The sequence below is a fragment of the Bauldia sp. genome (assembly GCF_020442045.1).
In the GTDB taxonomy this organism is placed as follows: Bacteria; Pseudomonadota; Alphaproteobacteria; order Rhizobiales; family Kaistiaceae; genus Bauldia.
Genome location: NZ_JAGRLA010000108.1, coordinates 1 through 19,516, shown reverse-complemented (window position 1 = coordinate 19,516; position 19,516 = coordinate 1). Strand labels below are relative to the sequence as shown.

Below are 19,516 nucleotides of genomic sequence, written 5' to 3'. Positions count from 1 at the left end.
CCGATCGCCGCTTCGGGAGGCGAAGCGGCAGGCAGAATGAAACCAAGGAATGGATCGTCCCGACTTTGTCAAGAAAGCCGGCATGGCATGAGCGACGCACCGGATTGGCGGCAAGCACGGATCGACGATCTTCAGGCGATGATCGAGATCGCGGCCGCCGTGCATCCGGGCCATCCGGAGCGGCCGGCGATCTTCGCCGAGCGGCTGGCGCTCTATCCGCGAGGGGTTCTGGTTTTCGCCAATGGCGCGCCGGCGGGCTATGCGATCAGCCACCCCTGGATGCTGAACCGCCCGCCAACACTCGACATCCTCCTCGGCGAGCTGCCGTCACGGCCCGACACATTCTATGTTCACGACATCGCCCTGATGCCGGAAATGCGGGGGAAGCGGGCCGGGCGGCGGATCATGGAAAGGCTTCTCGGCCATGCCGCCGCGGAGGGATTCGCAACCGCGTCGCTGGTCTCGGTCATCGGCGAGGGCTATTGGCGCGCGCTCGGTTTCCGTGATGCAAGCGGTCGTCTCCCCGCCGGCAAGCTCGACAGCTACGGGGCGGGCGCCCGATACATGATTCTCCAGCTCGACGGCGGGTAAACGCCGGCTTCCGGCGGTGAATCGGACGGCGGGAGCGGTCGGCGATTGAACCTTTCCGCCGACCCGGCCATCATGGCGGGAATGCGCCCGGAGGACGGAGGCTCGATGGCTCTCGCGGAGGTCTCGCTCGGAGACAAATACGACCTCGGAAAGAGCCGGATTCTGTTGACCGGGATCCAGGCGATCGTCCGGCTGGCGCTCATGCAGCAGGCCCGCGACCGCCGCATGGGCAAGCATACGGCCGGCTATGTCACGGGCTACCGGGGATCGCCGCTCGGCAGCCTCGACCAGCAATTCGCCCGCGCCGCCAATGTGTTGGCCGGTACCGACATCGTCTTCCAGCCCGCCGTCAACGAGGACCTGGCGGCGACCGCGATATGGGGGGCGCAGCAGGCCGAGATGCGCGGGGAAGGGCGTTTCGACGGTGTCTTCGGCATCTGGTACGGCAAGGGACCGGGCGTGGATCGCTCCGGAGACGCCCTGAAACACGCCAATCTCGCGGGCACGTCGCCCTGGGGCGGGGTGCTGGCGCTGATGGGCGACGACCATACCTGTGAATCGTCGACCACCGCCCACCAGTCCGAATACGCCTTCGTCGATGCGATGATCCCGGTCCTGTCGCCGGCCGGGGTCCAGGAGATCCTCGACTTCGGGCTGTTCGGCATCGCCATGTCGCGCTTCACCGGACTGTGGGTCGGCCTGAAATGCACCAAGGACACGGTCGAATCGACCGCGACGATCGACGGTTCGCTCGATCGGGTGGCGACCATCATCCCCGGCGCCTACCGGATGCCACCGGGCGGCCTCGCCATCCGGCCGCGCGACACGCCGCTGGCGCAGGAGGAGCGCCTCCACGAAAGCAAGCTCGCGGCGGCGCTCGCCTTCCTGCGGGTCAACGTGCCCGACCGGCTGGTGCTCGCCGGCGGTCGCGAGCCGCGGCTGGGGATCATTACCGCGGGCAAGAGCTATCTCGACGTCCTCCAGGCGCTCGATGATCTCGGCATCGACGAGGCCCGCGCCGCGGCGCATGGCATCAAGCTTCTCAAGCTCGCCTGCACTTGGCCGGTCGAGCCGAATACGATCCGCCATTTCGCCACGCGTCTCGAGAAGATCATCGTCGTCGAGGAGAAGCGCGGGCTGATCGAGACTCAGGTCAAGGAAATCCTCTACGGCGCCCGCAACCAGCCGGTCGTCGTCGGCAAGCACGACGAGGCCGGTGGGTGGCTGCTGCCCTCGAAAGGGGCGCTCGATTCGAACCGCATCGCCATTGCGATCGGCGACCGCGTCCTCGAGAAGCAACAGGATATGCAGGTCGACCGCAAGCTTGCCGGGCTCAAGGCGGCCGAGGAGCGCCTTGCCGAAGGGCATGATATCGCGACCCGCGGCTTCTATTTCTGCGCCGGCTGTCCCTACAACACCTCGACCGTCGTTCCGGAGGGATCGCGCGCCTATGCCGGCATCGGCTGCCATTTCATGGTCCAGCGCGTCGGCCGCTCGACCGAAGGCTATACACATATGGGCGCCGAGGGGGCGAACTGGGTCGGCGAAGCGCCTTTCTCGAAGCGGCACCATGTCTTCCAGAATATCGGCGACGGCACCTATAACCACTCCGGCAGCCTCGCCATTCGCGCGGCGGCGATTTCCGGCGTCAACATCACCTACCGCATCTATGTCAACGACGCGGTGGCCCTGACCGGCGGCCAGAAGGTCGACGGGGAAATGAGCGTCGCGCAGCTTGCCGACGAGGTGCGCGCCGAGGGCGCCCGCCGCATCATCATCGTGTCGGAAGAGCCCGGCCGCTATCCCGACTCCTCGGCCTGGCCGATGGGCACGACGGTCGTCCATCGCGACGAGCTCGGCCCCGCGCAGGAGGAACTGGCGGCGACCGATGGCCTCTCGGTCCTGATCTACGACCAGACTTGCGCCGCCGAGAAGCGCCGACGGCGCAAGCGCGGCAAGCTCGCCGATCCGGATCGCCGGGTGATGATCAACGAGCTCGTCTGCGAGGGCTGTGGCGATTGCGGGGTCCAGTCGAATTGCGTCGCCATCGTGCCGGTCGAAACCGAATTCGGCCGCAAGCGCGCCATCGACCAGAGCTCCTGCAACAAGGATCTTACCTGCCTCAGGGGATTCTGCCCGAGCTTCGTGACGGTTCACGGTCCACGGCAGCACGAGCGCAGCATCGACGTCGATTTCGATCTGCCCAAGCCGGCAATGCCCGCCTTCGACAGGGATTACGCCATCCTCGTCACCGGCGTCGGCGGGACCGGCGTCGTGACCATTGGCGCGCTGATCGCCATGGCGGCGCATCTCGAGGGCAAGGGCGTCGGGGCGATCGATATGGCCGGCCTCGCCCAGAAGGGCGGGCCCGTGACCAGCCATATCCGCATCGCGCCGAGCCCGGTTGGGATCACCGCGATCCGGGTCGCGGCCGGGGGCGCGGACACGTTGCTTGCCTGCGACATGGTCGTCGCGGGGTCGGCGCGATCGCTCGCCGCGATCGATCCGGGTCGCACCCGCGCCTTCGTCAATACGCACGAGACCTATCCGGGCGAGTTCACGCACGATCCCGACCTGACCCTGCCGACGCGCCGGCTGATCCAGGCGATCAGCGATCGAGCGGGACCGGGAAGGACGGCGGCCATCGAAGCGACCCGCATCGCCACCGCGCTGCTCGGCGACTCGATCGCGACCAACATGTTCATGCTCGGCCTGGCGCTCCAGTCCGGCGCGATCCCGCTTTCACCCGCCGCCATCGAACGGGCTATCGAGCTGAACGGCGTCGACGTCGCGATGAACAAGGCGGCGCTAGCCTGGGGGCGGCGGGCGGCGATCGAGCCGGAGGTGGTGGCGGCGGCGGCGGAGCAGAGGTCTGGCCGTATCCTGGAAGGGGAGCCGCAGGATCCCGATACCATCATCCGAAGGCGGGTCGCGTTCCTCACCGGCTATCAGAATGCGGCTTATGCCAGGCGCTTCGCGGAGGCTGTCGCCGAGATCAGGGAAGCCGAGACGAAGGCCGCGCCGGGTCGCGACGACCTGACGACCGCCGTCGCCCGCAACCTGTTCAAGCTGATGGCGGCGAAGGACGAATACGAGGTGGCAAGGTTGTTCGCCGATCGCTCCTTCGAACGCCAGCTTCGCCGGGAATTCGCGTCGTGGGACAAGCTCGAATTCCACCTCGCGCCGCCGCTCTTCGCCCGTACCGATCCGGAGACCGGCCACATGGTCAAGTCGAGCTATGGAGCCTGGATGCGCAACGCCTTCGGCATCCTTGCCCGCTTCAGGCGCCTGCGGGGAACGCCTTTCGATCCTTTCCGCGGTTCACCTGACCGCAGGCTGGAACGGCGCCTGCTCGCCGAGTATCGCGAGACGCTGAAAGAGATCGTCGCCGGCCTGACCGCAGGCAATCATGGCGCGGCCGTCGCGCTTGCCCGCTATCCCGAGACGATCAGGGGCTACGGTCACGTCAAGCAGGCGGCCGCGGAAAGGGCCGATAGCGAGAGGGCAAGCCGGCTCGCAACGTTCGTCACCGCCGGTCCTCCGGCTGCCGTCGCCGCGGAATAGCCTGCCAGTGGCCCCCTGAGCCACCTCTGTCGGCTGCGCCGCATGTGGACCTGCGGTAAGGATATCCAGCCGGCGGACCGCGGTGACGGCCGGATATGGGATACTCGCGCAGGTCATGCCGCCCGGTTAGAGGAGAAACGATATGGCATATTCGATGAAGAGGGTTTCGGTTGCCGCGCTGGGGATGACGATTCTTGGCGCTTTGGCGATGACGCCTGCTCATGCCGAGATGGTCAAACTGACCATCCTCGGCGTCGGCGACATCTACAATTTCGAGGGGGTGAAGGACCGCGGCGGTTTCGCCCGCCTGAACGCCGTGGCGAAGGCGGAAAAAGAAAACAATCCCAACACGTTATACGTGTTCGACGGCGACATGCTGTCGCCCTCCCTGCTTTCGGGATTCGACAAGGGGGCGAATACGATCGAACTCACCAATCTCGTGCCGTTCGATATCGCCGTTCCGGGCAACCACGAGTTCGACTTCGGGACGGACAACTTCCTCGAGAAGATGAAGATGTCGAAATATCCCTGGGCTGCGATCAACGTCACGCACGCAGACGGATCACCGATCGAAGGCCTCGGCGGCACGATCATGAAGGACATTGGCGGACTGAAGGTCGCGCTGGTCCCCATTGCCCAGGATACGACGCCGGAGGTCACGAGTTCCGGAGACTGGAAGTTTGGCGGAACCGTCGAATCGGCGATCGCCGGCGCGAAAGCGGCGCGCGACGAAGGTGCCGACCTGGTGATCGGCGTCGTCCAGGGCGATCACGAATATGATCGCGCCATCATGGCCAGCCATGCGCTCGATGTCCTGATCTCCGGGGACGATCACGACTACATGACCGGTTACGACGGCATCACCGCCTATGTCGAAACGTCGACCGAGGCCAAGTTCCTGAGCCCGCTCGATCTGGAGGTGATGGTTACCGAGAAGGACGGGAAGCGCTCGATCTCCTGGACGCCGTCGTTCCGGTTCATTGACACCAAGACGGTTACGCCCGATCCGCCCACCCAGAAACTCGTCGATGAATTGGCGACGAAGCTCGATGCCAGCCTCAATATCGAGATCGGCACGACCGTGGGTCCTCTCGACTCGCGCCGGAACGTCGTGCGTGGCCAGGAAGCGGCGATCGGCAATCTGATTGCCGATGCCATGCGCGGCGCCAATGGCGCCGACGTCGCAATCACGAATGGCGGCGGCATCCGCGCCGACCGCCAATACCAGGCCGGGACGGTGCTGACGCGGCGGGACATCCTGACCGAACTGCCCTTCGGCAACGTCACCGTCGTGACCGAGGTCAGTGGCCAGCAGCTTCTCGATGCGCTTGAAAACGGCTTCAGCGAGATAGAGAACGGCGCCGGCCGCTTCCCGCAGGTTGCGGGCCTCAGGATCGTCGCCGATCCCAAGAAACCGGCCGGCAGCCGTGTCGTCTCGGTAATGGTCGGCGATGCACCGCTCGATCCCGCCGGAACCTACAAGGTCGCAACCAACGACTTCATGCTCCATGGCGGCGACGGCTATACCGCGCTTGCTGCCGGCAAGGTGCTGATCGGCCCGAAGGTTGGGAACCTGATGGCGAATGATGTCATCGCCTATGTCGCCGCGGCCGGAAAGGTCGACGCGAAGGTCGAGGGCCGTATCGTGCTGCAATAACTCGGACCGCCGATCCCGAGGGGGACCCTTCGTCCCCCTCCCCACGGCCCGGTGGAGCAGGTGCCGAAGCGGTTTTTTCAGAGGCCCTTTTTCCTCGTTTTTGGATCGCACCGCCAGAGGTGGATATTTGTCGCTAGCCCCCTATGTTGACGGCGGAGAACCGCTGGGCATGAACGCAGAATCCCCGACTGATACCGATTCCTCCGGACACATGCCCGCCGGCCATCCGCCCGTCCGCTTCGGGCGCGTCGGCGTGCTGCTGGTCAATCTCGGCTCGCCGTCGGGGACCGACTACCGGTCGGTCCGCCGCTACCTCAAGCAATTCCTCTGGGACCGCCGGGTGATCGAGGTCGCGCGGCCGCTCTGGTGGCTCATCCTCAACGGCATCGTGCTGTCGACGCGGCCACAAAAAACCGGGCATGCCTACCGGACGATCTGGAACGACGAACGGGACGAGGCGCCGCTGATCACGATCAGCCGGGCGCAAGCAGAGAAGCTCGCCGCGCGGCTTGCCGGCGACGGCGTCGTGGTCGACTGGGCGATGCGCTACGGCGAGCCGGCGATCGGCGAGCGGATCGAGGCGCTGAAGGGGCAGGGCTGCGACCGCATCCTGGTGGCGCCGCTCTATCCCCAATACGCGGCGGCGACGACGGCGACGGTCAACGACGTGGCCTTCGACACGCTCAAGGCGATGCGCTGGCAGCCCGCTATCCGCACGCTGCCTTCCTATCATGACGATCCCGTCTACATCGACGCGCTGGCCGACTCGCTGACCGCCGGCCTCGCCGGGCTCGATTTCGAGCCGGAGCTGGTGCTCGCCTCCTTCCACGGGCTGCCGCGCGACTATCTCGACAAGGGCGACCCCTATCACTGCCATTGCCAGAAGACGACGCGGCTCCTGCGCGAGACGCTCGGCTGGCCGGAGGAGCGGCTGAAAATCTGCTTCCAGTCGCGCTTCGGGAAGGCCGAGTGGCTCCAGCCCTATTTCGAGGAGACGGTGACGGACCTTGCCAGGAGCGGGACGAAGCGCCTCGCCGTCATCATGCCGGGCTTTTCGGCGGACTGCCTGGAAACGCTGGAGGAGATCGCGATGCGGGGCGGCGAGACCTTCCGCGAATCCGGCGGCGAGGATTATGCCGCGATAGCCTGCCTCAACGACAGCGAGCCCGGCATGCGGCTCATCGAGCATCTGGCGCGGCGCGAGCTTGCCGGCTGGATCTGACCCGGCAGGCAAAGCGCTTCGGCATTGCCGGTTTTTGTGGCGGATATCCACCCGGCTTCATACATGAAGGACCGGAAGGATGCGCGACCGCATGGTTGGCGCAATCCGCGATAGACTGCGCTTTCCACCGCGGTGCGCGGTCTGATTCGAAAACGGAGGTCGAGGAATGTTCGGCTTTGATTGGGTCGTCATTGCTGTCGTCGCATTGATCATCCTGGTGTTGTTCGCGGGCATCAAGACGATCCCGCAGGGTTCCAACTACACGGTCGAGCGGTTCGGCCGGTATACGCGGACGCTGAAGCCGGGATTGAACCTGATCGTCCCCTTCATCGACCGTATCGGCGCCAGGATGAGCATGATGGAGCAGGTGCTCGACGTCCCGACCCAGGAGGTGATCACCCGTGACAATGCCACGGTCTCCGCCGATGGCGTGGTCTTCTACCAGGTGCTCGACGCGGCGCGCGCCGCCTATGAGGTGAAGGGGCTCGAAAACGCCCTGCTCAACCTCACCATGACCAACATCCGGACGGTGATGGGCTCGATGGATCTCGACGAGCTTCTGTCCAAGCGCGACGACATCAATGACCGGCTGTTGCATGTCGTCGATGCCGCCGCGTCGCCCTGGGGCATCAAGATGACGCGCATCGAGATCAAGGATATCGAGCCGCCGCGCGATCTCGTCGACGCCATGGGCCGGCAGATGAAGGCGGAGCGCGACAAGCGCGCCCAGATCCTGGAGGCCGAGGGCGAGCGGGCCTCTCAGATTCTCAAGGCCGAGGGCGAGAAGCAATCGCAGATCCTCCAGGCCGAAGGACGGCGCGAGGCGGCCTTCCGCGACGCCGAGGCGCGCGAGCGGTCGGCCGAGGCCGAGGCGATGGCGACGCGCGTGGTTTCGGAGGCGGTCGCCGGCGGCGACGTCCAGGCGCTGAACTATTTCATTGCGCAGAAATACACCCAGGCGCTCGAGTCGCTTGCCTCCGCGCCGAACCAGAAGGTGATGATGCTGCCGGTGGAGGCCGCCTCGCTGATCGGTTCGCTGACCGGCATTGCCGAAATCGCCAAGGCTTCGTTCGGCGAGGAGGCGGCGCAGCGCCGGTCCGGCCGGGTGCCGTCGACGGGTGGCGGGGGCTCGACGTGATCCTCGACCTTCTCGAGGAGCTCGGTGCCTGGGCGTGGTGGATCGCGGGCGTGCTGCTGCTCGCGCTCGAGATACTGCTGCCGGGCAACGTCTTCGTCTGGTTCGGCATCGCGGCCATCCTGACCGGCGTCGTCGCCTTGTTCGGCGACCTCTCGTGGCAGATCGACCTCCTCATCTTCGCTGTCCTGTCGCTGGTTCTGGTGATCGTCGGGCGCCGGTATTTCGCCCGGCGATCGGAGAGCGACGAACCGCACCTCAACATGCGTCTCGACAGCATGGTCGGCCGCAGCTACGTGCTGCCCGAGCCGATCGTCGACGGGGTCGGCCGTATCCGGATCAATGACGCGAACTGGCGCGTGAAGGGGCCCGACCTGCCGTCGGGCACGCGGGTGAAGGTGATCGGCCACGACGGAGCCATGCTGAGCGTCGGACGCGACGAGGACTGAGTGCGGAAGGGCCGGATCCGGCGGTCAGACGACGCCGATCCGCAGCAGGTCGTGGACGTGGACGATGCCGACCGGCTTGTCGTCCTCGACGACGAAGACGGCGGTGAAGGGGCGTGACGCGTTGTTCATCAGCGCCAGCGCCTCGCCGACAAGGGTGTCGGGCGTCACGGATTTCGGCGCCCGGGTCATGATGTCGACGGCGTTCCGGCCGAGGAGATCGGGGCTCATGTGACGGCGAAGGTCGCCGTCGGTGACGATCCCCGCCAGGCGCCCGTCCCGGTCGACGATGCCGACGCAGCCGAAGCTCTTCTGGGAGATCACCAGGATCGCGTCCGACATCAGCGTATCCTCGGCGACAAGCGGTATCGCCGCGCCGCCATGCATGACGTCGCGAACGAATTTGAGGTTGGCGCCGAGCTTGCCGCCGGGATGGAAGGCGTGGAAGCCTTCGGCAGTGAAGCCGCGGCTTTCCAGCAATGCGATGGCAAGCGCGTCGCCGAGGGCAAGCTGGATCATTGCCGATGTCGTCGGCGCGAGCCCGTGGGGGCAAGCCTCCTTGACCTGGGGCAGCAGCAGGACGATCTCGGATTCGCGGGCGAGGGAGCTCTCGGCGGTCGCCGTCATCGCGATCAACGGGATGTGGAATCGGCGCGAGTATTCGACGATGCCGCGGAGCTCCGCGGTTTCGCCTGACCAGGACATGGCGAGGATGACGTCCTCGGTGGTGATCATCCCGAGGTCGCCATGGCTGGCTTCCGATGGATGCACGAAGAAGGCCGGCGTCCCGGTGGAGGCAAGCGTCGCTGCGATCTTGCGGGCGACATGGCCGCTCTTGCCGAGCCCGGTCACCACCACCCGGCCGGACCCGTCGCGAATACGCGACACGGCCTTGTCGAACGGTGCCGCCAGGCCATTGTCGAGGGCGGCCTGCAATGCGACGAGGCCGGCGCGCTCGGTTTCCAGCGTACGGCGCGCCGAAGCCGAGACAGGCGCATCCGGCTGCGAAGAGACCACCTCGATTGCCCGCTTGCCAGGGAGTGTAACCAAGCCCGTGACCTGCCTTTCCTGATTTCGTGGACGTGTCTAGCAGGAATCGGCCGTTCCGAGAAAGGGCCGCAAGCCCGCAGTCAACAACAGTCCATTAACCATCGCTGTTTACGGTTCGGAAAGTATAAGCGCTCCGTCGGCAGCGCCATCGTTCCCTGGGGCCGGTGTCATGCGTATCAGTGTCATCATACCCCTGAAAGCGGGGGTCGTCGCGTCGCTTCTGGCGACGTCCGCGGCCAACGGACAATCGGCCTCGCCCATATCCGGCGGGCTGCGGACGACGATCGCCGACATCAACCCGGGCGCGCCCGTCGCAGCCGCGGTTCCCGGCGAAAAGGCCGATGAAGCCGCTGCGGCCGGGGAGGCCGCTTCGCCGAACCCGGATGCCATCGTGACCGGCGCGATCGAGAATCAACGGGCGACCAGCACCCGGGTACTGCCGGAAGCGGTGATCGACACGTCCGATCCTCCGGCATTTGTTGCAGGCAACGCGCTCCGGCGCACGGCGGACGATGCCCCCTATGCACCGCTCGGGATCAGGGCGGGGAGCTTCCTGATCTTTCCCGAGGTCAGCCTCGGTACCGGCTATACCACCAACGCCACGGATGCCCCAGGCGGCGGCGACGCCGGGCTCGCGGCGATCGCCCCTCAGGTCCTGATCCGGTCCGATTGGTCGCGCCACGAGGCGACGCTGCTGCTGCGCGGCTCCCAGGAGGTGTATTCGGACGGGTCGGACAACGCTCCCGAAGCCGAAGCCATCGCCACGCTCGGGCTGGCACTGGCCGACGGCTGGGGGGCGGATTTGCGGTCGAGCTTTCGATACGGTCGCGACGGTCTGTCCGACCCCGATCTGCCGGGTGGGGTCGACAAGGCCCCGGACCGGTATCACTTCAACAATTCCGCGGCGCTGTCGGGAACGGCGGGGCCGGGCGTCTTCACCTTCGGTGTGAGCGCCGACCGCGAAGCCTACGACGAGGCGAAGTCAGGCGGAAAGAGCTACGACCAGCGCGATCGCGACAACACCCTCTATGGAGCGACGCTGCGGGCGGGATACGAGGTCAGCGAGGCCTTTGTTCCCTTTGTCGAGGCGCAGCTCTCCAATCGGCTGTATGACCGGAAGAAGGACGACAACGGCATCCGGCGCTCCAGCCATGGCGACGGGTTGCGGGCCGGTTTCGCCTTCGACCGCGGTCCGGTTTCCTCCGGCGAGATCGCCGTCGGGTACCTCCGCGACACCTTCGACGACAACGCGCTGAAATCAATCACGGCGTTTGCGGTCGATGGATCCTTGACATGGTCGCCGGGCCATCTCTCGACGATCACCGCGGATGTCTCGACGGCGATCGATCCGACGACCAGGCGCAACTCGTCGGGGTCAATCGTCTATGACGGCCGGCTGGAATATGCCTATGCCTGGCGCGCCAATGTCGATCTCGGTGCCAATGCGGCGGCGCGCTATCGGCGTTACCAGGGCATCGACCAGATCGACTGGACGTATCAGCTAGGCTTCGACGCCACCTGGAAGATCAACCGCTACTCCGAGATCGCCGCCGGCTACGTCCACGAATGGCGCGACAGCACGAAGCGGTCCGACAACTATGCGTCGGATACCATTCGCGTCGATCTTCGCGTCTACCGCTGATCCGGGCTCGTCCGGGCGCTGGCGGAATCAGCGGCCGGCGGCTTCGAGGAGTGCCCGTGCCTCGGCGGCGAAATCGGCGGCAAGCTCGTCGCGTTCGAGCGCGAAGGCGACATTCGCGGCAAGGAAGCCGAGCTTCGAACCGCAGTCATAGGTCCGCCCCCTGAACGGACAGGCGTAGAAGGGATGGGTCTCGAGCAGCCGCAACATGGCGTCGGTGAGCTGGATCTCGTTGCCGGCGCCGCGACGGCCTTCCGCGAGCAGGGCGAATATCTCCGGCTGCAGGATGTAGCGCCCGGTGATGTAGAAGTTCGACGGCGCGTCCTCCGGCTTCGGTTTCTCGACCATCGACGTCATGCGATAGGCGTTGCCCACGGCCTCGCCGATTCCGACGATCCCGTAGCTGGCGGTCTCGGACGGATCGCATTCCTCGACCGAGATCAGGTTGCCGCCGGTCTCGTGATAGGTCTTCAGCATCTGGTCGAGGCAGCTCGTCTCGCCGCGCATGATCATGTCGGGCAGGATGACCGCGAAGGGCTCGTTGCCGACGATCTCGCGGGCGCACCAGACCGCGTGGCCGAGGCCGAGCGGCTCCTGCTGGCGGGTGAAGGTCATCTCGCCGCCACCGACCTGATCGCGGCGCAGCCCGTCCAGCGCGGCGGTCTTGTTGCGCTCCTTCAGCGTTGCCTCGAGCTCGTAGGCGATGTCGAAATGATCCTCGATCACGGCCTTGTTGCGGCCGGTGACCATGATGAAATGCTCGATCCCGGCGTCGCGCGCCTCATCGACCACATACTGGATCAGGGGCCTGTCGACGACCGTCAGCATTTCCTTCGGCATCGCCTTGGTCGCGGGCAGGAAACGGGTGCCAAGACCGGCGACCGGGAAGACAGCTTTGCGGATGGGGGCTGGCACGTCGTGATTCCTCATGAAATTGGTCCGTCGGGCGGGACTATGCCTCGACGGATGATACATTTTCGTTACCCGCCGCCGCGATCGGGGTTTTTTTGACCCAGGCCGGAAAGAGTGGCTGCACGTCGCGCGCCGCTACCGTATAAGCGCGGCATGAGCGTTCTGGTTACCGGCGGCGCCGGCTATATCGGCAGTCATATGGTCTGGCATCTCTGCGATGCCGGCGAAGATGTCGTCGTGATCGACAACCTGACGACCGGCTTCGATTGGGCCATTGCCCCCGAGGCGCGGCTGATCCAGGGCGATTGCGGCGACCTGGACCTGCTCCGTCGCGTCATCGAGGAGAGCGGCGTCGATGCGATCATCCATTTCGCCGGCTCGATCGTGGTGCCCGAATCCGTCGCCGATCCCCTCGGATATTACCTCAACAACACGGTGAATTCGCGGGCGCTGATCGAAGCCGCGGTCGGCACCGGCATCGGCGCCTTCATCTTCTCGTCGACCGCAGCGGTCTATGGTACGCCGGAGACCTATCCGGTGGACGAGGATGTGCCGCTGTCGCCGGAATCGCCCTATGGGCGGTCGAAACTGATGACCGAGATGATGCTGGCCGATGCCTCGGCGGCGCACGGCCTTCCCTATGCGGCATTGCGCTACTTCAATGTCGCAGGCGCCGATCCGGCGGGCCGGACCGGACAGTCGACAAAGGGGGCGACCCACCTGATCAAGGTTGCCTGCGAGGCGGCCCTCGGCAAGCGCGACAGCCTGACCGTCTTCGGGACCGACTATCCGACCCCGGATGGCTCGGGGGTGCGGGACTACATTCACGTCACCGACCTTGTCGCCGCCCATGGCGAGGCGCTGCGCCACCTTCGTTCCGGCGGCGGGAACCTGGTCGCGAATTGCGGCTACGGCCACGGCTTCTCGGTGCTGGAGGTGGTCGACGCGGTCAAGCGCGTGTCGGGCCGGGATTTCGCGGTGGAGATCGGTCCGAGGCGCCCGGGCGACCCGGCGGCGATCGTCGCCTCCCCGGCGCGGATCATCCGCGAGCTCGGCTGGAAGCCGCAGCATGACGACCTGGAGGGAATTGTCGCCAACGCCCTGCAATGGGAAGAAGCGCTCGGCCGGCGGAACCAGCGCTAGGTCGCAATCCGGCGAAATTCACCAGTTGTTAACTCCAATTTGTCCCAATCCGACCCTATCTAGATCGTTAAAGAGGGGTTGCCGCGCTCCTCCCGCGGAATAGTATTGGATTGCGAATTCGGGCGGGGCGGCGGCTCGACGAAAGGTGATCACATGACCACCGAAAACGCCACCGGACTGCGAATCGGGCAGTTCGCGGCCCTGCTGCTGAGTCTGGCATTGCTGACGTTTGCCGGCGCCGCCGAGGCGGCGACGAGCCCGTCGCAGTGGGTGAAATCCTTCTGGCCAACGGCGAAAAAGGCCGGCATCTCGTGGAGCGTTTACAACAAGGCGCTGGGAGGCTTCACGCCGGATCCCGACGTTCTCAAGCGCGCTGGCTCCCAGGCCGAGTTCAAGACCCAGATCTGGGACTATCTCGATATGACCGTCACCGACGATCGCATCGAGAAGGGCCGGGCGCTGCTGACCCAATACGGGCCGCAGCTTGCCGCGATCGAGCGGAAATACGGGGTCGACAGGCACATCTGCGTGGCGATCTGGGGTGTCGAGTCCCACTATGGCGAGGTTCTCGAGAACCCGAAGATCGTCAAGGGCACGATCCGCTCGCTCGCCACCCTGGCCTATCAGGGTGGCCGGCGGGCGAAATTCGGGCGCACGCAGCTGATCGCCGCCCTCAAGATCCTGCAGCGGGGCGACGTGACGCCGGCTGCGATGACCGGGTCCTGGGCGGGAGCCATGGGCCACACCCAGTTCATCCCGACAACCTACAATGCCTATGCCGTCGATTTCGACGGCGACGGCCGCCGCGACATCTGGCGCTCGCCGGTTGACGCGCTCGCTTCCACGGCCGCCTATCTCGACAAGATGGGCTGGCGGAACGGCGAGACCTGGGGCTACGAAGTCGAATTCGACAAGGGATTCGACTATAGCCTGGTGCAGAAGGGCGGAAGCCGCTCGCTCGGCGAGTGGCAGAAGCTCGGCGTCCACAGGGTCGGCGGCAAGAACTTCCCGCGGCAGGGCGACTCGGCGACCCTCTTCGTACCCGCCGGGGCCCAGGGGCCGGCCTTCGTGCTGATCAAGAACTTCAGCGTCATCAAGCGCTACAACAACTCGAACTTCTACGCGCTGGCCGTCGGCCATCTCTCGGACCGGTTGCGCGGCGGCGATGCGTTCGAGGCGTCGTGGCCCCGGAACGAACGGCCGCTGACCACCGCGGAAAAGGAGAAGCTGCAGAAGCTCCTGGCCGCCCGCGGCCATTATGATGGCCCAATCGACGGTAAGATCGGCAGCGGCAGCCGCAATGCGATTCGCGACTACCAGATGAAGGTCGGCCTTGTCCCGGACGGCGTCGACTCGGTAATGGTCTTGCAGCGTCTGGAGGCCAGCCGATAGTCTAGCCGGGGCGATTGTTGGGAGCCGGGTCGAACCGGCCGGAACTGGATACCGGTTACTTGTTGGCACCCCGGAAGCTGATATTCGCGCTGATTGTCGCCCTGATCGCGATCGCGGTGGTGTTGCCCGACGTAACGCCCGCGGTCGCGCAGGAAATCCAGCTTGCCCAGGCCAAGAAGAAGCGGCCGGGGCTCTTCGAACGCCTGTTCGGCTCGCGGAAGAAGACCGAGACGAAGCGGGCGCCGGTTGTCCGGAAGAAGTCTTCCGCGCCGGTCAAGCGAAGGTCGACCTCCTCGTCGCAGAAGAGGCGGACGACCACCGCGGCGCCGGCGGTGAAGACCGCGGACGTCGTCGAGAAGGACGAGAACGCGCACAAGATCCTGATCGTCGGCGATTATCTGGCTTCCGGGCTTGCCTGGGGCCTCGATCAGGCGCTCGCCAAGGAGACCAAGCTCGCGGTCGTCGAGCGGACCGACGGCTCGTCGGGCCTGGTAGCCAAGGACGACTTCGACTGGAACCAGAAGATCCTGGGAATCCTCAACGAGGAGTCGCCGGACGTCGTCGTGGTTGCCCTCGGCGCAAACGACCGCAAGGAAATCGCCGCCGGCGAGGAGACCTATCCCGTCGGTTCCGAAAAGTGGGAGGAAATCTACAGCCAGCGGGTGGCGGGCCTGGTCGACACGCTGAACATCTATGGCCGGCCGTTCTTCTGGGTAAGCCTGCCGCCGCTGCGCGGGACGGAGGCGACGGCTGACATGGCCTATTTCAACGGTCTCTACAAGCCGGCCGTGGAGAAGGCCGGCGGCCACTATGTCGACCTGTGGAACGGCTTCACCAACGCCAGTGGCCAATTCATCACCAGCGGTCCGGATATCGACGGCCAGGTCAAGGCGCTGCGCACGCGTGACGGCGTGAACTATACCAGCGCCGGCAAGCTGAAGCTGGCCTATTACGTGGAACGCGACATCCGCCGCGAGACCGGCTTCGGAGCCGGAGCGATCGACATCCTCGCCTCCGTCACCCTGTCGAGCACGATCGAGATCGGGCCGGACGGCAAGAAGCGGCTGGTCGGGCCGGTCCTGTCGCTGGCCGATCCGTTGCCCGGTGGCAGCGGCGAACTGGCGGGTGAGCCCGATCCGGTCATCTTCGACCCGGTCAGCGGCAAGGCGCTGACGTTGCCCAAGCTCGACGACGAGCCCCTCGCGAAAGAGGACGAGACCCCGCAATACCGGCTCATCGTCAAGGGCGAGGCGCCGCCGACGGTGGTGGGACGGATCGATGACTTCGCCTGGCCGCCGTCGAGCCGCGAGAGCCCGGTCTTCATAGCGCCCGAGGCCGCCGAGGAAGCCGATGCCATGGATGAGACCGCGCTTGTCGGCGAAGAGGGCCAGGGAGACGGCGCCGCGGTGCTGACGCCGGTCTCGAAGTCCTCGCAATAGCCGCTTCGAAGGGGCGGCGCCTATCCTCGCGGCAGGATCAGGCCGCCGCGGGTCTCGACCGCCCAACCGTCGCCATGGGGCGCGATTCGCTCGACAAGGCCGAGACCGGGAAGCCGTGAGCCGGGCGCAACCTCGAAATAGCCGCTGTCGCCCTGGACGAGGGCGCGCCCGTTGCGGACCCGCCACAGGGTCCAGCCCTCGGCGACCGGAGGCGAAGCGACCCCGATCGAGCCGGTGATCTCAGGCGACACCAGCGCGGGATCGCCGGCATCGGCCATGTCGGCGCCAGCCAGCAGTCGCTGCGTTGCACCGGCGTCGTCCGAACCCGCGAGCCGTGCCTTGAGCGAAGCCACCTCGGTCGTGAGCCGGGCAATGCCGGCGCGGAGGGCGCTTTCGGAGCCTCCGTCATTGGTGACGATGGCGATGGCCTGGCCGAGACCGCTGGAGACCACCGATCCGACGACGGCTCCCAGTCCGGCCGCGACGGCGACCACGGCCGCACGGCTGTTCAGCCACCGGGCCAAGCGGCGGCGATTGGCGATTGCCGCAGCCATCAGGGCGGCGGACACCGGGATTTCCGGTTGTTTCGCCGGTTCTGGCGGTGCGCCGGTCTTGTCGGCTTCGGCGGATTCCGGCGACATTGCCGGCTCGTTTCTCGGGGCAGCCAACACCGTCTTCGCGTCCGGCGCTTCGCCGGGCCTGGGAGCTTCGGTGGCCTCGACCTTCGGCGCCTCGGCGCCGGGCGCGGGCTCCGCCCCTGCCTCGGCGTGTGCCCCGGCCTTCACATCGGCCGGGCCGTTCTTCTCGCCGGACGGTCCGGTAGCGGTCTTTCGCGTGCTTTTCTTCGCCATGACGCGGTCCTATGGGCTTTACCCATTGGTAACCGCGTCTTGGTTAGCGAAAGGTTATCCGTCCCTATCGGGGGAGCAGCGTCTCGCCCATCAGGTGCTTGTCGACCGAGCGGGCGCATTGACGTCCCTCGCGGATCGCCCAGACGACCAGGGACTGGCCGCGCCGCATGTCGCCGCAGGTGAAGACCTTGTCGCGACTCGACTGATAGGCATTGGTGTCGGCAAGCACATTGCCGCGCTTGTCGAGTTCGATGCCGAGGGCGTCGATCATGCCGTCCTGGACCGGCCCGAGGAAGCCCATGGCGAGAAGGACGAGGTCGGCCTTGATGGCGAATTCGGACCCTTCGATCGGCTTCATCTTCTCGTCGACGCGGATGCAATTCAGCGCGGTGACCTTGCCGTCCTTGCCTCCGAAATTCTGGGTGAGAACCGAGAAATCCCGCTCGGCGCCTTCCTCCTGGCTCGACGAGGTCCGAAGCTTCAGCGGCCAGTCCGGCCACGTCAGCATCTTGTTCTCCCTGACCGGCGGCTGCGGCATGATCTCGAGCTGGGTGACGGAAAGGGCGCCCTGGCGGATCGACGTGCCGATGCAGTCGGAGCCGGTATCGCCGCCGCCGATGACGACGACGTGCTTGCCACCGGCGAGGATCGGGGTGACCTCGCCAAGCGGCTCCCCACTGACGCGGCGGTTCTGCTGCGGCAGGAATTCCATGGCGAAATGCACGCCGTCGAGATCGCGCCCCGGTACCGGCAGATCCCGCGGCTTTTCCGCGCCGCCGGCGAGAACGACGGCGTCGTGCCGGGCGACGAGCTCGCCGATCTCCAGCTCAACGCCGACGTGGATGTTGCAATGGAAGACGACGCCTTCCGCCTCCATCTGCGCGACGCGGCGGGCGACGTTGCTCTTTTCCATCTTGAAGTCGGGAATGCCGTAGCGCAGCAGCCCGCCAGGGGTGGCGTTCTTTTCGTATACGTGGACCGCATGGCCGGCGCGACGGAGCTGCTGGGCGCAGGCGAGGCCGGCCGGTCCCGAACCGACGACGGCGACCGAACGACCCGTCTCCTTCGCCGGAGGCTGGGGCGTGACCCAGCCTTCCGCGAAGCCACGGTCGATGATCGCGCATTCGATCGTCTTGATGGTGACCGGGCTGTCGATGATGTTGAGGGTGCAGGCCGCCTCGCACGGCGCCGGGCAAATACGGCCGGTGAATTCCGGGAAGTTGTTGGTCGAAAGCAGGTTGCGGAGGGCTTCCTGCCAGTCGCCGTGATAGACGAGATCGTTCCAGTCCGGGATCTGGTTGTTGACCGGGCAGCCATTGTGACAATAGGGGATGCCGCAATCCATGCAGCGCGCCGCCTGGTTGCGATTGGCTTCCTCGGACAGGGGAATGACGAATTCGCGGTAATTGCGCACACGGTCGGCGGCCGGCTCGTAGCTCCGGTCGTGCCGGTCGATCTCAAGAAAACCCGTTACCTTGCCCACGTCAGCTTTCCACGCTCAATCGGCAATTCCACGAAACCCGGGCCTGGGACCGGGTTCCGACAACTGCCCCCAATACAAACATCCATGGTCCGAGTCACCATGAACGCGATTATCGACCGCCGGATGCAATGATCCCGGCGTGGGGCAGGACGCGGCGGAGTCGGTTTCGCCGCTTCCCGCCTTCATTCCCCGGCGGCCGCCATGAGAGGTTCTTCCTCGCGCTGCTGCCGCTCCAGCTCCGCCAGCGCGCGCCGGTATTCGACCGGCATCACCTTGCGGAATTTCGGCAGGTAGTCCGCCCACCCATCGAGGATCTGCCCAGCCCGCGTCGAACCGGTGAAATGAGCATGACGCGCGATCAGCAGGCGAAGCCGCTCGGCGTCGTGACGGCTGAGGTCCGACATGACGTCGACCAACCCCTTATACTCGATGTCGCCGCCCTGGTGCTGGAGGCGCTCGAGGAGGTCGTCTTCCTCCGTCACGGGTTCAAGCTCGACCATCGACATATTGCAGCGGCTGACGAATGTGTCGTCTTCGTCGAGCACATAGGCGATCCCGCCCGACATGCCCGCCGCGAAGTTGCGGCCCGTGCGTCCGAGCACGACCACGACGCCGCCGGTCATGTATTCGCAGCAATGGTCGCCGGCGCCTTCGACAATCGCCACGGCGCCCGAGTTGCGGACGGCGAAGCGTTCACCGGCCACGCCACGGAAATAGCATTCGCCGGAAATGGCGCCGTAGAGGAGGGTGTTGCCGACGATGATCGATTCCTCCGGAACGATGCCGGAATCGTCCGATGGACGAACGACGATGCGGCCACCGGACAAGCCCTTGCCGACATAGTCGTTGGCTTCCCCGACGAGCTCCATGCTGACCCCCGACATCAGCCAGGCGCCGAGGCTCTGTCCGCCGGTTCCGGTCAGCTTGATGGCGATCGTGTCCTCGGGCAGGCCGTCGAAGCCATAGCGCTTGGCGACTTCGCCCGAGAGCAT

The 19,516-nt window shown here is 66.0% G+C and carries 15 protein-coding genes; 10 read left to right on the top strand and 5 right to left on the bottom strand.

What is annotated here, in order from left to right; all coding sequences use genetic code 11:
* Window positions 1-87 precede the first annotated feature (87 nt).
* The 6 genes from KDJ86_RS12220 (at window position 88) to KDJ86_RS12195 (ending at window position 8,618) form a co-directional block, all read left to right on the top strand.
* Entirely contained in the window at window positions 88-591 is a 504-nt protein-coding gene (locus KDJ86_RS12220) for a GNAT family N-acetyltransferase (RefSeq protein ID WP_291746000.1), read from the top strand.
* A gap of 105 nt (window positions 592-696) precedes the next feature.
* Window positions 697-4,155, top strand: coding sequence for an indolepyruvate ferredoxin oxidoreductase family protein (locus KDJ86_RS12215; RefSeq protein WP_291745997.1), 3,459 nt, complete (start codon window positions 697-699; stop codon window positions 4,153-4,155).
* Between the two features lie 142 nt (window positions 4,156-4,297).
* Window positions 4,298-5,812 carry a bifunctional metallophosphatase/5'-nucleotidase gene (locus KDJ86_RS12210; RefSeq protein ID WP_291745994.1) on the top strand — a complete coding sequence of 505 codons (1,515 nt, stop codon included), beginning with the start codon at window positions 4,298-4,300 and terminating at the stop codon, window positions 5,810-5,812.
* Between the two features lie 169 nt (window positions 5,813-5,981).
* On the top strand, window positions 5,982-7,034 hold the full coding sequence (hemH, locus tag KDJ86_RS12205; RefSeq protein ID WP_291745991.1) for a ferrochelatase: 1,053 nt from the start codon (window positions 5,982-5,984) through the stop codon (window positions 7,032-7,034).
* A gap of 166 nt (window positions 7,035-7,200) precedes the next feature.
* Window positions 7,201-8,172: an SPFH domain-containing protein gene (locus KDJ86_RS12200; RefSeq protein ID WP_291745988.1), complete on the top strand. Its 972-nt coding sequence runs from the start codon at window positions 7,201-7,203 to the stop codon at window positions 8,170-8,172.
* Entirely contained in the window at window positions 8,169-8,618 is a 450-nt protein-coding gene (locus KDJ86_RS12195) for an NfeD family protein (RefSeq protein WP_291745985.1), read from the top strand. Before KDJ86_RS12200 ends, KDJ86_RS12195 begins: the two co-directional genes overlap by 4 nt.
* A 24-nt stretch (window positions 8,619-8,642) precedes the next feature.
* Here the strand turns inward: KDJ86_RS12195 and KDJ86_RS12190 are convergent, their stop codons facing one another.
* Complete coding sequence (locus tag KDJ86_RS12190) at window positions 8,643-9,665, bottom strand: KpsF/GutQ family sugar-phosphate isomerase (protein ID WP_521085287.1); 1,023 nt, start codon at window positions 9,663-9,665, stop codon at window positions 8,643-8,645.
* Between the two features lie 169 nt (window positions 9,666-9,834).
* Between KDJ86_RS12190 and KDJ86_RS12185 the strand changes: the two genes are divergently transcribed.
* Window positions 9,835-11,307 carry an outer membrane beta-barrel protein gene (locus KDJ86_RS12185; RefSeq protein ID WP_291745983.1) on the top strand — a complete coding sequence of 491 codons (1,473 nt, stop codon included), beginning with the start codon at window positions 9,835-9,837 and terminating at the stop codon, window positions 11,305-11,307.
* Window positions 11,308-11,334: 27 nt separating this feature from the next.
* Here KDJ86_RS12185 and galU read toward each other — a convergent pair whose 3' ends face one another.
* Window positions 11,335-12,219 carry a UTP--glucose-1-phosphate uridylyltransferase GalU gene (gene galU, locus KDJ86_RS12180; protein ID WP_291745982.1) on the bottom strand — a complete coding sequence of 295 codons (885 nt, stop codon included), beginning with the start codon at window positions 12,217-12,219 and terminating at the stop codon, window positions 11,335-11,337.
* 150 nt (window positions 12,220-12,369) lie between these two features.
* Between galU and galE the strand changes: the two genes are divergently transcribed.
* The 3 genes from galE to KDJ86_RS12165 all read left to right on the top strand — a co-directional run bounded on the left by galE (window position 12,370) and on the right by KDJ86_RS12165 (window position 16,190).
* Window positions 12,370-13,359 carry a UDP-glucose 4-epimerase GalE gene (gene galE / locus KDJ86_RS12175; protein WP_291745980.1) on the top strand — a complete coding sequence of 330 codons (990 nt, stop codon included), beginning with the start codon at window positions 12,370-12,372 and terminating at the stop codon, window positions 13,357-13,359.
* A 153-nt stretch (window positions 13,360-13,512) separates the two neighbouring features.
* Entirely contained in the window at window positions 13,513-14,751 is a 1,239-nt protein-coding gene (locus KDJ86_RS12170) for a lytic murein transglycosylase (RefSeq protein ID WP_291745978.1), read from the top strand.
* 59 nt (window positions 14,752-14,810) lie between these two features.
* A complete protein-coding gene (locus KDJ86_RS12165) occupies window positions 14,811-16,190 on the top strand; it encodes an SGNH/GDSL hydrolase family protein (protein WP_291745977.1) in 1,380 nt (459 codons plus the stop codon).
* Window positions 16,191-16,210: 20 nt separating this feature from the next.
* Here the strand turns inward: KDJ86_RS12165 and KDJ86_RS12160 are convergent, their stop codons facing one another.
* The 3 genes from KDJ86_RS12160 to KDJ86_RS12150 form a co-directional block, all read right to left on the bottom strand.
* Window positions 16,211-17,041, bottom strand: coding sequence for a hypothetical protein (locus KDJ86_RS12160; protein ID WP_291745975.1), 831 nt, complete (start codon window positions 17,039-17,041; stop codon window positions 16,211-16,213).
* A gap of 64 nt (window positions 17,042-17,105) precedes the next feature.
* Window positions 17,106-18,524 carry a glutamate synthase subunit beta gene (locus KDJ86_RS12155; protein WP_291745973.1) on the bottom strand — a complete coding sequence of 473 codons (1,419 nt, stop codon included), beginning with the start codon at window positions 18,522-18,524 and terminating at the stop codon, window positions 17,106-17,108.
* A gap of 182 nt (window positions 18,525-18,706) precedes the next feature.
* Window positions 18,707-19,516, bottom strand: an 810-nt coding sequence (locus KDJ86_RS12150; RefSeq protein ID WP_521085286.1) for a GltB/FmdC/FwdC-like GXGXG domain-containing protein, incomplete at its 5' end; no start/stop codon positions are given.